This window comes from Streptomyces sp. NPDC029122 (genome assembly GCF_055569445.1).
On record NZ_JBVHWK010000028.1, the window covers coordinates 82,232 to 95,867 of the forward strand.

Annotated in this window: 15 protein-coding genes; 6 read left to right on the forward strand and 9 right to left on the reverse strand. The window is 74.4% G+C overall.

The window, feature by feature from the left end:
- Window positions 1–126: 126 nt before the first annotated feature.
- Entirely contained in the window at window positions 127–1,383 is a 1,257-nt protein-coding gene (locus tag ACZ4WZ_RS27295) for a serine hydrolase domain-containing protein (RefSeq protein ID WP_467894306.1), read from the reverse strand.
- 538 nt (window positions 1,384–1,921) lie between these two features.
- Here ACZ4WZ_RS27295 and ACZ4WZ_RS27300 point away from each other — a divergent pair.
- Together ACZ4WZ_RS27300 and ACZ4WZ_RS27305 are read left to right on the forward strand one after the other, a co-directional pair.
- Entirely contained in the window at window positions 1,922–2,695 is a 774-nt protein-coding gene (locus ACZ4WZ_RS27300) for a PP2C family protein-serine/threonine phosphatase (protein ID WP_467894338.1), read from the forward strand.
- Between the two features lie 57 nt (window positions 2,696–2,752).
- Window positions 2,753–3,706, forward strand: coding sequence for an MASE1 domain-containing protein (locus tag ACZ4WZ_RS27305; RefSeq protein WP_467894308.1), 954 nt, complete (start codon window positions 2,753–2,755; stop codon window positions 3,704–3,706).
- Here ACZ4WZ_RS27305 and ACZ4WZ_RS27310 read toward each other — a convergent pair whose 3' ends face one another.
- A complete protein-coding gene (locus ACZ4WZ_RS27310) occupies window positions 3,707–4,672 on the reverse strand; it encodes an aldo/keto reductase (protein WP_467894309.1) in 966 nt (321 codons plus the stop codon).
- 43 nt (window positions 4,673–4,715) lie between these two features.
- Window positions 4,716–4,988 carry a hypothetical protein gene (locus ACZ4WZ_RS27315; protein ID WP_467894311.1) on the reverse strand — a complete coding sequence of 91 codons (273 nt, stop codon included), beginning with the start codon at window positions 4,986–4,988 and terminating at the stop codon, window positions 4,716–4,718.
- Window positions 4,989–5,114: 126 nt separating this feature from the next.
- On the opposite strand from ACZ4WZ_RS27315, the gene ACZ4WZ_RS27320 reads away from it, so the two are divergent.
- Window positions 5,115–5,582 carry a MarR family winged helix-turn-helix transcriptional regulator gene (locus ACZ4WZ_RS27320; RefSeq protein WP_467894313.1) on the forward strand — a complete coding sequence of 156 codons (468 nt, stop codon included), beginning with the start codon at window positions 5,115–5,117 and terminating at the stop codon, window positions 5,580–5,582.
- 82 nt (window positions 5,583–5,664) lie between these two features.
- On the opposite strand, the gene ACZ4WZ_RS27325 is transcribed toward ACZ4WZ_RS27320, so the two are convergent.
- A complete protein-coding gene (locus tag ACZ4WZ_RS27325) occupies window positions 5,665–5,820 on the reverse strand; it encodes a DUF6131 family protein (protein ID WP_388937890.1) in 156 nt (51 codons plus the stop codon).
- A 196-nt stretch (window positions 5,821–6,016) separates the two neighbouring features.
- On the opposite strand from ACZ4WZ_RS27325, the gene ACZ4WZ_RS27330 reads away from it, so the two are divergent.
- Window positions 6,017–7,207: a cytochrome P450 family protein gene (locus ACZ4WZ_RS27330; RefSeq protein WP_467894340.1), complete on the forward strand. Its 1,191-nt coding sequence runs from the start codon at window positions 6,017–6,019 to the stop codon at window positions 7,205–7,207.
- Window positions 7,208–7,270: 63 nt separating this feature from the next.
- Here ACZ4WZ_RS27330 and ACZ4WZ_RS27335 read toward each other — a convergent pair whose 3' ends face one another.
- The 3 genes from ACZ4WZ_RS27335 to ACZ4WZ_RS27345 form a co-directional block, all read right to left on the reverse strand.
- Entirely contained in the window at window positions 7,271–7,795 is a 525-nt protein-coding gene (locus tag ACZ4WZ_RS27335; protein WP_467894315.1) for a DUF5133 domain-containing protein, read from the reverse strand.
- Between the two features lie 87 nt (window positions 7,796–7,882).
- Complete coding sequence (locus tag ACZ4WZ_RS27340) at window positions 7,883–8,650, reverse strand: maleylpyruvate isomerase family mycothiol-dependent enzyme (protein WP_467894316.1); 768 nt, start codon at window positions 8,648–8,650, stop codon at window positions 7,883–7,885.
- A gap of 68 nt (window positions 8,651–8,718) precedes the next feature.
- A complete protein-coding gene (locus tag ACZ4WZ_RS27345; RefSeq protein WP_467894318.1) occupies window positions 8,719–9,333 on the reverse strand; it encodes a TetR/AcrR family transcriptional regulator in 615 nt (204 codons plus the stop codon).
- Between the two features lie 145 nt (window positions 9,334–9,478).
- Between ACZ4WZ_RS27345 and ACZ4WZ_RS27350 the strand changes: the two genes are divergently transcribed.
- A complete protein-coding gene (locus tag ACZ4WZ_RS27350) occupies window positions 9,479–10,909 on the forward strand; it encodes an amidase (RefSeq protein WP_467894319.1) in 1,431 nt (476 codons plus the stop codon).
- A 51-nt stretch (window positions 10,910–10,960) separates the two neighbouring features.
- A complete protein-coding gene (locus tag ACZ4WZ_RS27355) occupies window positions 10,961–12,235 on the forward strand; it encodes a DUF1266 domain-containing protein (RefSeq protein WP_467894321.1) in 1,275 nt (424 codons plus the stop codon).
- A 25-nt stretch (window positions 12,236–12,260) separates the two neighbouring features.
- Here ACZ4WZ_RS27355 and ACZ4WZ_RS27360 read toward each other — a convergent pair whose 3' ends face one another.
- Entirely contained in the window at window positions 12,261–13,229 is a 969-nt protein-coding gene (locus tag ACZ4WZ_RS27360) for an SMP-30/gluconolactonase/LRE family protein (protein ID WP_467894322.1), read from the reverse strand.
- A 128-nt stretch (window positions 13,230–13,357) separates the two neighbouring features.
- Window positions 13,358–13,546: a hypothetical protein gene (locus ACZ4WZ_RS27365; RefSeq protein ID WP_467894323.1), complete on the reverse strand. Its 189-nt coding sequence runs from the start codon at window positions 13,544–13,546 to the stop codon at window positions 13,358–13,360.
- Window positions 13,547–13,636: the final 90 nt, after the last annotated feature.

Sequence of the window (13,636 nt, forward strand, 5' to 3'; positions counted from 1 at the left end):
GGAAGGCGGGGGGGGGGGGGGGTAAGTGGGAAGAACCCCCCTTGGATGGGACGGCTTTCCACCGCCCAACCCGAGGGCCCCCCGCAGGAGGGCCGCGGGGGCCGGGGACCCCGCGGCGCCCGGCCGTCATCGGGCGTTGTTCTCCGGCAGGTCCATCTCGGCCGGGGCCACCGCGAAGCCGCGGGCGGTGGCCTTCACCGGCTTCTTGCCGCAGAAGGCCCCTTCGAGGGTCCCGCCCAGGGCGGTGTTCGCCGCGCCCCGGTTCGAGGTGTTCGCCATGGCGCTGAGGGTGCGCGCGCCGTCACGGGTGGCGAAGGCGTAGGTGTAGAAGCCCTGCACGGTGCCGGTGTGCCCGTAGACGGACGTGCCGCACGACAGGTCGTAGCGGCGCAGGCCCAGGCCGTAGAAGCGGGTGTTCGTGGCGTCGGTGGGCGTCATGGTGAGCATCTGGTCCATCAGGGCGGGCGAGACCAGCTTGCCGCTCACCAGCGCGGACACGAAGGTGCCGAGGTCGGCCGGGTTCGAGATCATCGCGCCGGCCGACTGCGCCCACGACACCGTCTGCTGGGTGGAGTCGACCAGCGGGGCGCCCGCCTCGTCGGGCGTGAGGTAGCCGTGCGTGTGCAGCCCCTTGATCCTCGTGTCGGGGTGCACGTACGAGGTGTTGCGCAGCTTCAGCGGCTTGATGATGCGGCGGTCGTATTCCTTGGCCACCGGCCGTCCCGTGGCCTTCTCGATGAGCATGCCGACGACCACGAAGTTGGTGTTCGAGTACTTGTACGCGACTCCCGGCTCCGTCGTGCGGGGTTCGGCCAGGGACAGCTTCACCAGTTCGTCGTAGCCGAACACCCTGTTCCGTACGGCCTCGAAGCCGGGGACCGTCTTGTCGAACATCGCGTTCGTGTAGTCCGCGAGCCCGCTGCGGTGGTTCAGCAGGTGCCGCACGGTGATCCGGTCGTCGGGCAGCAGCCCGGGCAGGTAGCGGTTGACCGGCTGGTCCAGCTCGACCTTCCCCTCGTCGACCAGCTGGAGGAGCACGACCGTCGAGAACGTCTTGGTGACGCTGCCGATCCGGAAGCGGGCCTGGGGGTCCATGGCCTGGCCGGTGCCCGTGTCGCGGACACCCACCTTCTCGACCCGGACGTTCTTCCCGTCGCCGATGCGGGCCAGCGCGCCGGGGGCTCCGGCGGCGGTCGTGTTCCGCAGCGCCTGCGCCACGGCCTCCAGATCGGGATCCGGCAGGGCGGCGGCGGTGGTGGCCGCCCGCGCCACCCCGGGGAAGGCGGCGGGCGCGGCCTGGGCGGCGGTGGCGGGCGCCACGGCGGCCACCGTGGCCAGCAGGGCGGCGCTGACGGCCAGACGGCGGTTCAGGGGCAGGGGCACGTTGTTCCTCTTACTCGGTCGGTGCGGTTCCCGGGACGCGGAGGCCGCCTGCCGAACGGTGCCGGGGAGGGCGGGCGTCCGAGTCGATCAAGAGCTTACGCACGATCGCGCAAAGCCGGTCATCGCGGTCGCGGCCCGCGGCGCCGTCATCTCGCCCCGCACCGATGCCCGCTGACGTTCCGTAGGACACCGGGGGGCGACGGCCTCCGTGCCGGACGGCGAGCGGATCCGCACCCCGGACGACCTCCGGCGGGCGGTGGCCGAGGCCGTCCACGGCCCCGGCGGCCACGTCGGGAAGAGGGGGGAAGACGCTCGACGCCTGCGACGGCCGCCCGCGCGGCGGCCACGGCAGACCGCGGGACGGGGCTCCGGCCCCGGGGCGGGGAGCCGCGGACGCCCGGCGGAATCCACCCGGCCGAAATATGATGGGGCCCGGATCTTCGCGCGGCGGGAGCAGGGAGAACATGGACGTACCCCGGAGGGGTCCGTGACCCCGTGGCGTCAACCCCACCGGCCGGACAGCGCCGACCTGCTGAGCATGCTGGGACGGCTCAGCGCCCAGGCGAGGGAAGGGGCCCGGTTCCAGCACGCCCGGGTGGAGCTGGCGGGAGCCCTCCAGCGCGAGATGCTGCCGCGCTCCCTGCCCGTACTGCCGGGCCTGCGCACCGCGGCCCGCTACGCGCCCGCCCAGCACGGCCTGGAGATCGGCGGCGACTGGTACGACGGGTTCCGGGTCCCCGAGGGCGCCCTCGCCTTCTCCGTCGGCGACGTACAGGGGCACGACGTGGCCGCCGCCGCCTTCATGGGGCAGGTCCGGGTCTGCCTGCGCGCCGTGGCGGCCGTCGTCAGCGATCCGGGCGAGGTGCTGGGCCGGGCCAACGACGTGCTGCTCTCCCTCGACAGCGACCTGTTCGCCACGTGCACCCTGCTGCGCTACGACCCGCGCACCGGCGACCTCGCCAGCGCCCGGGCCGGCCACGTGCCGACCGTCTGGGCCACCGCCGCCGGCCGCCACGGCATCGCCGAGGACGCGGGCGGCCCGCCCCTGGGCACGGTCCCCGGGGCGCGGTACGCGGTGACCCGCCGCCGGCTGACGGAACGCGGATCCATCGTCCTGCTGACCGACGGCGTGGTCGAGGGCCCGGCGTTCCCCATCGAAGTGGGCCTCGAACGGGTGCTGCGGATCGTCAGGGAGGGCGCCGGCGGCGACCCCGGGGAGCTGGCGGCCGAGGTGATGAAGGTGGCCGACTCCACCGGCCACGCCGACGACGCCGCGGTGCTCGTCCTCAGCCACGACGCGGCGGCCCCCTGATCCCGGGCGCCAGGCGTGTCACGCCCCGCCCCGGCGCCCGGGCTGTTGTCTGATGCTGTGGTGCGCACCGTGCAATGGCGGGGCCCGTCCGAGGCGCTCCTTCGGATCCTCGGGGTCGCCGCCGCCTACTACCTGAGCGGCCGGCTCGGCCTGCTGCGTCAGGTGGTCGTCGAGGGCTCGGTCGTCACGCCCCTGTGGCCGCCCACCGGAATCGCCCTCGCGGCCCTGCTCTGGTTCGGTCCGCGCGTCTGGCCGGGCATCGCCATCGGCACGTACCTCGCCATCGAGGGGATCAGCGCCTTCCGCCCCGCCGACCTCGTCATCGTCGCGGGGAACACCCTGGCGCCGCTGTGCGCCTACGCCCTGCTCCGCCGCACCGGTTTCCGGCCCCGGCTCGACCGCCTGCGGGACGGCCTGGCGCTGGTCTTCCTGGGCGGTCTGGGGCCGATGCTGATCAGCGCCACCGCCGGAGCCGGGACGCTCGTCCTCACCGGCGACCTGCCGCCGCCGAAGTTCTGGGGGGTCTGGTCGGCCTGGTGGGCCGGAGACACGATGGGGGTGCTGCTGGTGACCCCGCTGCTGCTGGCCCTGCGCGGGGCCCGGCTGCCCCGCGACCCCTTCCGGATCGCCGAGGCGGTCGCGCTGCTGGCGGCGGCCGGCGTGGTGACCACGGTGGCCTCCCGCAGCACCCTGTCGCTGCTCTTCCTGGTCTTCCCGCTGCTCATCTGGGCCGCGGTGCGCTTCCAGCTGGCCGGCAGCGCGCCCTGCGCCCTGCTGGTGTCCGTCCTGGCCGTGGGGGCGGCGGTCGACCACGAAGGCCCCTTCGCCCACCACACCCTGCTGGAGGTCATGGTCAACCTCCAGGCCCTCAACGGGGCGGCCGCCCTGACCGGACTGCTGCTGTCGGCCCTGGTCACCGAACAGAACAACATCCGCCGGAAGATCGAGGAGGTGTGCGAGGACCTGGCCGAGGCGGTGGCCCACCTCGCCCCCGGCCGGCGGGACGAGTGATCAGGGCAGCGGTACGCCCCGGGCCGCGGTCCACAGCTCGTACCACTCCTCGTGCGTGAGGTCGGGCCGGCGCAGGGCCGCGTCGCGGCAGGCGCGGATCCGGTCGGGCCGGGCCGTGCCGATGACCGGCGCGATGCCCGCGGGGTGCCGCATCAGCCACCACAGCAGCACCGACTCCGGGGTGGTGCCCTTCTTCCGCGCCAGTTCCTCGAGCAGGGCGGCGGTGGCGTGCTCGGCGGGGGTCCGCTGAAGGCCCGTGAACCGGCCCTGCGCGAGCGCGCCCCAGGCCTGGAGCCGGATGCCGTGGTCGAGGCAGTGCTCCAGGGTCCCGAAGGGGAATCCGTGGCCGGCGCCCTCGGGGGTGTTGAGCAGTACCCCGGCCTCCACCCAGGCCCGGCTGTGCAGGCTCATCTCCAGCTGGTTGGCCACCAGCGGTACGTTCAGACGCGCCTGGAGGCGGGCGATCTGCGGGGCGCCCATGTTCGAGACCCCGAAGGCGCGCACCAGCCCCTGGCCGTGCAGGGACATCAGGGCGGCCGCTATCGCGTCGGGGTCCGCGAGCGGGTCGGGGCGGTGCAGCATGAGCACGTCGATGACGTCGGTCCGCAGCCGTCCGAGGCTCTCCTCGACCCGCCGGACGATGCTCGGGCCGCGCAGGTCGTAGCGGCCCTGGCCGCCGTCCTGGCCGGCCAGGCGGATGCCGCACTTGGTCTGGAGGGTGATGCGCTCACGCAGTCCGGGCGTCCGGGCGAGGACCTCGCCGAAGACGGCCTCGGCCTTGCCGTGCCGGTAGATGTCGGCGTGGTCGAAGGCGGTGATGCCGATGTCGAGGGCGGCGCGGACGGCCTCCTCGGCGGCGTCGATGTCCTGGGGGCCGTACGGACCCGGCTCCCAGCTTCCGCCCAGCCCCATGCACCCGTACAGCAGCCGGTCGGCTTCCGCACGCGTGTTCGTGTTCCTCGTCACGGGCCCAGCCTAAGGGTTGCGGGACAGCCCTTGGAGAGCCCTTCTAATGGCGGCGCCGGTGGGTGCGGGTCTGGCAGGTCCACCACGTGACGGCCCCGGTCAGTCCGCCCAGCCACCACAGGAGGACGGCGGGGGCGGACGCGTACGAGGGCCACAGCAGCAGGCCGATGGCCCAGCCGGTGCCGATCACGGCGAGCGGGGGAGCCGCCGCGTACGCCCACGTGGGCGTACGGCGCGTCAGCCGGACGGCGAGGCGGCCGAAGGCGAACGCGGCCAGGGCGAAGCCGCTGATCAGGAGCAGAGGGACGAGCCCCACGGTCGGAGCCTCCAGTGTCGGGAACGCCAGGGCGATACGCGACGCCCTGAGCGAGGTCCAGATACTCAACAGATCCTTGACTGCTCAAGCTTTTTCGAGCACGCTTGGGGAGTCAAGGAGGTAGCGATGAGTGATGCACTGGATGCGCTGGACGTGTCCCTGCGCCTGGTGAAGGCCCAGACGGCCCTGGTGCGCCGGTTCGACTCCCGTCTGGGGTCGTTGTACGGGGTCAGCCTGGCCGACTTCATGGTCCTGCTCCACCTCGGGCGGGCGGAGGGCGGCCGGATGCGCCGGGTCGACCTCGCGCGGGCGCTGGGGCTGACGGCTTCCGGGGTCACCCGGGGGCTGGGCCCGCTGGAGCGGATCGGCCTGGTCGTGCGCGAGGCGGACGCCCGCGACGCCCGCGTGGCCTACGCGGCCCTGACGGACGCCGGCCGCCGGCGCCTGGAGGAGTGCCTCAAGGCCGCCGGACAGGTGGCCGACGAGGTCTTCGCCGCCCCGGAGTGGGCCCCGGCCGAGGTCGGGACCCTGAGTGCCCTGCTCACGCGCATGGGCGGTACCGGACTGCCCGAGGACCGCGGTCCCGGGGCCTGACCGGGAGGTGTCGGCGTACGGGCCGGAGGGCTGGGCCCTCCGGCCCGTACGGGTGTCCGGCGCCGGCCGGAGCCCGGTCCGGCTACCAATAATGCCGTCGTCCTCCGACGGCGTGCCCCACGGCTCCCAGGATCCACAGCACGAGGCCGATCAGGACCAGGATGATGCCGATGGTCCACAGGATGGATATGCCGGCGATGTAGCCGACGATCAGCAGAATGACACCCAGAACGATCATGGTGTTCTCCCATCTCCGGTGGGCGTCTGCCCGCTTCCGGCGAGGGAATGCCTCTGCGCGGGGGTGAATGCGGAACAGCGAGGCCGCTCGCCGCCCCCGGTGACGCCGCGACTACTGTGGGATGAACGCACGGCGCGGCCCGAAGCCGCGCCCGCATTCGATTCAGGGGGAATGGAAAGTGGCACTTCAGCCTGCCATGGTCGATCTGCTGGAGCTCAGCCCGGACTTCGTCCGCGACCCGTACCCGGTCTACGCGGCGCTCCGGGAACGGGGACCCGTCCACCGCGTCCGCACGCCCGACGGCGAGGAGCTGTGGCTGGTCGTCGGTTACGAGGCCTGCCGCAAGGCCTTCACGGACCCGCGGCTCAGCCGCGACTGGCGCCGGTCGGGGGACATCGGCCAGATCATCAACACCGAGCAGGACGACCCGTCGCTGGCGCACATGCTGATGTCCGACCCGCCGGACCACACGCGCCTGCGCCGCCTGGTGGCCCGGGAGTTCACCCAGCGCCGCATCGAGTCGCTGGCCCCCCGCATCCAGCAGATCACCGACGAACTGCTCGACGCCATGGCGGCGAACGGGGACCGCCGCGGCGACCTGGTGGAGGCCTTCGCCCTCCCCCTGCCGATGACCGTCATCTGCGAACTGCTCGGCGTGCCCGAGCTGGACCGCGAGGCGTTCCGTCGCTGGTCCAACGAGATGGTCGCGCGCACCAGCCCGGAGGCACAGGCCGAGGCGTACGAGGCGATGCCCCGGTACCTGTCCGGCCTCATCGACGCCAAGCGCGCCGCTCCCGGCGAGGACCTGCTCAGCGCGATGATCCACGCCGTCGACGAGGGCGGCGACCGGCTCTCGCCGTCCGAGCTGATCGGCATGAGCGTCCTGCTCCTCATCGCCGGACACGAGACCACCGTCAACATGATCGGGAACGGGATGCGCGCCCTGTTCGCCCACCCCGATCAGCTCGCCGACCTGCGCGCGGACCTCGGTCTGCTGGACGGCGCGATCGAGGAGATGCTCCGGTACGACGGGCCCGTCGAGACCTGCACCGAACGACTCGCCCTGGAGGACGTGGAGATGGGCGGGGTGGTGATCCCGAAGAACTCCACCGTGCTGATCACCATGGCCGACGCGGACCGCGACCCCGCCCGCTTCGAGGACCCGGACCGCTTCGACATCCGCCGTGACGCGCGCGGCCACATCGCCTTCGGCCACGGGCTCCACTACTGCCTCGGCGCGCCTCTGGCCCGGATGGAGGGCCGCATCGCGCTCCGCTCGCTGCTGGAGCGCTTCCCGGACCTCGCGTGCGACGCCGACGAGGCCGGGCTCCGCTGGGTGCCCGGCATGCTGATCCGCGGGGTACGGGAGCTCCCCGTCCGCTGGTGACCGGCCGTCCGGTCCGGTCCGGCCGGCGCCCGCCGCCGGCCTGACGCGGACCGGCGCGGCGCCCTACTCGGGGGCGGAGAGGTGCCGTTCGGCGGCGAGGACCGCTTCGTGGGTGGTGGGCCGCCCCATCAGGACGCACAGGGTGTAGGCCACGTCGTCCATGGCCCGCAGCGTGCCCGGGTCCGTGGGGGAGGCCGCGAGGCGGGCCTGGCAGCCGCGCAGGCGTGAGAGGACCTCCTCGGTCCGCAGGCGGCTCGGCAGGATCCCGACCCCCTGGAAGGCTCCCGGCGGCAGGGGCGTGCGGGCCGCCTGCACCGCCCTGCGCAGGGCCCGTTCCACCCGCGTCGGCACCGGCAGGCCGAGCGAGCCGGCGACCATCGCGGCCGACGCCTCCGCGGGCGTGATCCGGGCACGGTCGGCCGCCGCCAGGAGGATCTGCTTCGCCTCGCGGGCCGAACACGGCGCCGCGGCCATCACCAGGCCCAGCGCCCACAGCTCGGTCGGCGCCTCCCGGACGGGCCGGCCCGCGAGGGGAGCGGCCTCCGTCGTGAGGGCGGTGGCGGACGGCGGATCACCAGGAGACGCCACGTAAGGATCCCTTCGGCGGGGCGTGTGCCCTCCCACGCTGACACAGCCGGTGGCGATCCGCACGTTCCGCTCCGCGCGGCTGGCTTGTCAGAACGCCGAGTTGGCGAACCAGCGGCCGAGCAGCTCCTCGTCCCCGGCGGCCTCCACGGCCGGCGCCGTGCGGTCCAGACGGCCGTAGAGCAGCAGCAGGAGATCCGCGGCCCCCGCCCGGACCTCGGCCCCGGCCGGGGCCGAGGGGTCGTCCGGCACCGGGCCGAAGCCGTCGGGCCGCAGGCGCACGAGCCAGGTCCCGTCCGTGTCGGTGCTCCGGAACCGGATGGTCTCGCCGGATCCGCGCAGGTCCGCGACGTTCGGCGCGAACGGGGCGGCGAAGGGCAGGTTGGCCAGGAACTCGTCCACGCCGTCCCGGGCGAGCCCGGGGTCGATGAAGGAACCGAGCCCGAGCGTCCGTTCGGCGTCGACCCGGTGCACCAGCGTCTCGAACAGCATCCGGCGGACCCAGAACCGGGCGTGCCCGTCCGCACCCCACACCCACATGGGTGAGTCGAGGTCGGTGCCGGCGAACACCTCCGCCGCCTCGGCGGCGCCGGCCCGCAGCCATTCGGCGTAACCGTCCTGCCGCTCGGGCAGGCCCAGTTCCACCTCGCGGCCGGCCGGGGGCCGCTGGATCCGCTGCCGCAGCAGCACCGAGAACCAGCGGTGCACGCCACCGGCGTGCCGGACCAGGTCGCCCAGCGTCCAGCCGGGGCAGGTCGGCACGGGGGCCGACAGGTCGGCGTCCGAGAGCAGGGCCGCGAAGCGGGCGGTCTCCGCCGCGACCGCCGCCCCGTGGTCGATCCGGTCCGCCGTGTGCATGGTGGGGTCCTTCCGTCCTGTTCGTCCGCGTTCCGTCGGAACTCTTTCACAGCCCCGGAAGGGCGGCTTCACCGGCCGCCGCCGGCCGTCCCCTCCCACAGCCCGCGCAGGTGGGCGTGGAGGACCTCCTCGGCCTCCCCCGGGCCGAGGTGTCCGATCAGGACGTGCGTGGTGAGGCCGTCCGCCAGGGCGAGGAGGGTGCGGGCCTCCCGGCGCGGATCGAGGGGCGCCGGACGGCCGGCGCCCTCACCGGCCTCCGCGATGAGCTGGGCGAACGTCTCCTGCAGGGCCGCGTAGTTCACCCTCAGCGTCTCGGCCAGCGGCGCGCTGACGGCGGCCTGCGCGACGAAGGCCAGCCAGACCCTGGCCTCGGCCCGGTGCTCCTCGCGCAGCAGCGCGACCTCGGTGGCGGCGTGTCCCAGGGCGGACGCGGCCGACTGGGCCGGACTGCGCACCAGCCGGGCCCGTACGCGCTCGGCGATCCGCTCGCCGACGTGGCCGAGGGCGAAGAGCAGCATCTCCTCCTTGGTGCCGAAGCACCGCTGCACGGCGCCCATCGACACCCCCGCGTCGGCGGCGACGTCGCGCAGGGTGACGCCCTCCAGCCCGCGTTCGTCGGCGAGGCGGCAGACGGCCTCCGCGATGAGACGGCGCCGCTCCTCGTGATCCACCTGCCTGGGCATGCCCCGACCGCCTCCCCGTCCCGGCCGTTCCGGCCCCCGCCGTACGGACCTCCGTACGCGGCCACTTTATCCGATGCGGCTGCATCGGATCCTCGGTTATGGTTTCGATGCAAGCGCATCAGAACGAGCAGGGGACACCCGGACCATGCAGGAAACACACGAAGCCTTCTGGCGGCGGCCGGCCGGCGCCCAGGCACGAGCCGTCCACCGGGGCGAGGTCTCGGCCGTGGAACTCGTCGAGAGCCACCTCGAGCGGATCGCCGAAGTCAACCCGCGGACCAACGCCGTGACACAGCTCATGGCGGACCGCGCGCTCGAAGCGGCCGCCGCCACCGACCGCCGGCGGGCCGCCGGCGAGCCGCTCGGGCCGCTCGCCGGCGTGCCGTTCACGGTCAAGGAGACCACCCCCGTGGAGGGCGTACCGACCACCTTCGGCGCCGAGCGCTTCCGTGACTTCGTGGCGCCCGCCGACGCGCCCCCGGTGGCCCGCCTGCGCGCCGCCGGCGCCATTCCGATCGGGCACGCGAACATGCCCACCCTGATCCTGGCCGGGATGCACACGCGCAGCGAACTCTTCGGCGACACCGCCAACCCCTGGGACCCCACCCGGACGCCCGGCGGCACCAGCGGGGGCGACGCGGTCGCCGTCGCCACCGGCATGGCGGCACTCGGCCTCGGCAACGACTCCGGCGGCTCCATCCGGATCCCCGCCCAGTTCTGCGGTGTGGCGGGGCTCAAACCCACCACCGGGCGCTTCCCCGCCGACCAGCGCGTCCTCGGCCCCGACGACCCCGGCCCGGCGTCCCAGGGCCTGGTCACCGACGGACCCCTGGCCCGCCGCGTGGACGACCTGCGGCTGGCGTACGAGGCACTGGCCGGCACCGATCCGCGCGACCCCCGGGCCGTCCCGGTACCCCTGTACGGGCCCCCGCTGCCCGGCCCGGTGAAGGTGGCGGTGGTGACCGACCCCGGCGGGCACGGCGTCCACCCCGCCGTCGCCGCGGCCGTCGCCGACGCGGCCGCCGCCCTCCGCGACGCCGGCTACGACGTGCGCGAGGTGGCGGACGTACCACGGCTGGACGAGGCCCTCGAGGCGTACGACCGGATCACCCTGACCGAATTCGCCCCGAGCTGGCCGGTGGTGCGCACGCTCCTGGGCGAGGGGGGCGACCGCTACATCCGGATGGCGATGGAGAAGACCCCGCCCGTCACCGCCGGCGAACTCGTCCGGCTGATGGGAACCTGGCTGAACATCCGCCGCTCATGGGCCGAATTCCTCGAGGAACACCCTCTGTTGCTGGGCCCCTCCTTCACCGAACCGCCCGTCGAACCGGGACTGGAGTCCCGCGACGCCGCGTCCCGCGACCGCGTGGCGTCGGCCATGCGGCTGTGCACCGCGACCAGCTTCGTGGGCGTGCCCGCCGTGGCCGTGCCGACCGGCCTGTACGCGGGCCTGCCCGGCGGGGTGCAGATCGTCGGGCGCGCCTTCCGGGAGGACCTGTGCCTGGACGCCGCCCGGGCGGTGGAGGACCGGCTCGGCGTCCTCACCCCCGTCGACCCCCGCCCGGCGGGCTGACCGGCGGGACCGGCGCCCCGCCCCCGGCGGCCCACCCTTTAGGGTTTGCCCATGGGTTTGACAGCAGGTCACGAGGGAGGAGTCCTGCCCGGTCCGACGGCACCGGCGCAGGGCTGGCAGGCGCCGAGCGCGGTCGAGCGGGGGCTGTACGAGGCGAGGACGCGCGGCGACTGGCCCGCGTACTACGACCTCGTCGCCCGCGCGGACCTGTACATGATGCAGGCTCGGGCGGACATCGACGCGAACCCGGGCAACTCCCGCTTCCACCCCTACTGGAACCCCCGGACCCAGTCCATGTGCCTGGCCGTCTACACCGGCGGCATGCTGCCGCCGCCCGCCGCCGACCCGGTCTACAACTGCTACGACCTCGGCTGGTTCGCGCGGGTCTGGAACCCGAACGACCCGCCCTACCTCGTCGTCAACCCCGGCAGCCCCTGCGAGGGCGTGCTGCCGGCCGGGCCGGAGGGCCGCGCCCTGTGGCAGCGCCACTCCGCCCCCGTGGAGCGGCCCGGGCTCGCCCAGGACGCCATCCACACCCTGGAGGTGGGCGGCCCCCGCAGCGGCCCGGTCGCCTTCGGCCTCGCGGCCGGCGCGCACATCGCCGTACGCAACGGCCGCTACTGGAACTCCATGGCCTACCACGGCTGCGGCTACCTCGACGAGAAGCGCACACTGGAACGCTGGTGGGGCGTCACCACCCGGCAGGACTGGCTGGACACCGAGGAACGGCTGCTGCGCGCCGACATGGTCAGCGGCGTCTGGGAGTTCGTCCTGCAGCTGCGCCGCTCCATGGCACTCGACTTCGCGGGACCCGTCGAGGTCGACCACTGGCGCCAGGCCGCGGGCAACGTGGTGCGCCGACGGGCCGAGGCGGCCGCCGAACCGCGGCTGACGGCGGACGGCGTCACCAGGGGCAGTACCGTCACCCCGGCCGAGATCGAGGGCCAGGTGACGGGCGTGCAGCGGCTGATCGGCCGCATCGCCCGCTACGAGGCGCGTTTCCGTGCCGACGGCCTGCTCCCCGAAGGCGGCTTCGTCCGCTCCGTCGAGGCCTGGGACTACGGCCGCGCCTCCGGCATGGCCCGCTGGGGCCTCGCCGCCCGCCTGTGCTCCCTCCAGGAGGCGGAGGCGGCGGTGGTCCGCGCGGGCCGCCTGGTCCAGCTCAACTACCGCTCGTGGGAGGACTTCTCCGCCGCCTACGTGCTCGGCCGCTGCCTGCACTTCGACGAGGAGGAGTTCGGGGAGTGGTACGAGACGGTCCTCGGCGTCCACCGCGTCCTGACCACGGACCCCGACAGCCCCTGGCGCACCCTCCCCTGGACCTGACGGCGCCCCGCCGGCCGCGGTGGCTCTACCGGGCGGGTCCGGCACCGGCCGGTACCTCGTAGACCCTCCCGTCCACACCCGCCCGGTAGAGCCGGCCGGCCGCGAAGCCCTGGTCACCGTGCCCGTAGGTGATCTGCGTGGAGAGGTGGAGCCCCGACTCCACGGCGCACAGCCCGCCGTCCTCCACCCGCCAGATCTGTCCGGCCGCGTGCGTGGCGATCAGGGGGCGGCCCCGGCCGTCCAGGGCCAGGCCGTCCGGCAGGGCCAGGGCCTCCCCGGCGCCGGCGGACACCCACAGGCGCGGACGCGCCGGGTCGCCGACGGGGATCCGGTACAGCCCGGGGGCGACGGTCGTCTGGACGACGTAGACCTCGCCCCCGTCGGGGGAGACGGCGATCCCGTTGGGCTGCGGCACCCGCGCCCAGGCCGGGTCGACCCGGCCGTCCGGGGTCACCCGGCCGATGTTCCGCCCGCCGAGGGTCGTGGTGTACACGGTCCCGTCGGGCGCCAGGGCCACCCCGTCGATCCCGCCGAGCCCGGAGGCGTACGTACTGACCGCGCCGGATTCCGGGTCCACCCGCAGCAGCTTCGAGGTGGGGAACAGGTCACCGGTCAGCGAGTGCGCGAGGTCGTTCCCCGTACCGACGAGGAGCTGCCCGTCGTCGCGGACGACGATCCCGCCGTTCGCGCCGATGTTCCCGGTGAGGGCGACCGGTGCGCTGCCCGGCGCGTCGATGCGGTAGACGCGGCCGCTGAAGTAGGCGGTGGCGAACATCCGGCCCCGCCGGTCGACGGCTATCGACTCGACCCAGTCCGGAACGTACGCCACCTGCACGGGCGGAGCCGCTTCCGCGACGCCGCCGCACGGGGCCGCCGCGTACGCCGGCCCGGAGGCGGCCGGCACCGCCGTGGCCGCGGCCAGTACGGCCGCCATGGCCGCCAGGCCGGCGCGCGGACCCCTCCAGACGGTGCGCAGCACCCCGTTCAGCCTCATCGCTTCCCCTCCGTGGCCGGACCCCTCTGCCCGTGAAGTATCGGCGCCGGCCGGGCGCAGCACCACCCCGCGCCGGTCAACCGAGCCAACGCCCCCCGCCTACGAGCCGGCCGCCGGCGGCCCGCTCGTCACTGGCGTTCGCCGGCGACCTCCGGCATCGGCATGGAGTGCAGCAGCTCCAGCCGGCGCTGGACGGCTTCCACGGCGCCCGGGCGGGCTCCGGGCACTTGACGGCGCAGGGCGGCGAGGCCGGGGCCGAGCTCCTGGGCCCTGTGAGGGTCCAGCCGCTGCCATTGGTGGTGGGGGGGGGGGGACAAGCCCACGAAAGCAAGGGAGTCGACAGCCCCCCGGCGGGCAAAGGGGGACACGGCAGCAGCCACCCCCAACCCCCAACCCCCCCACGGAGC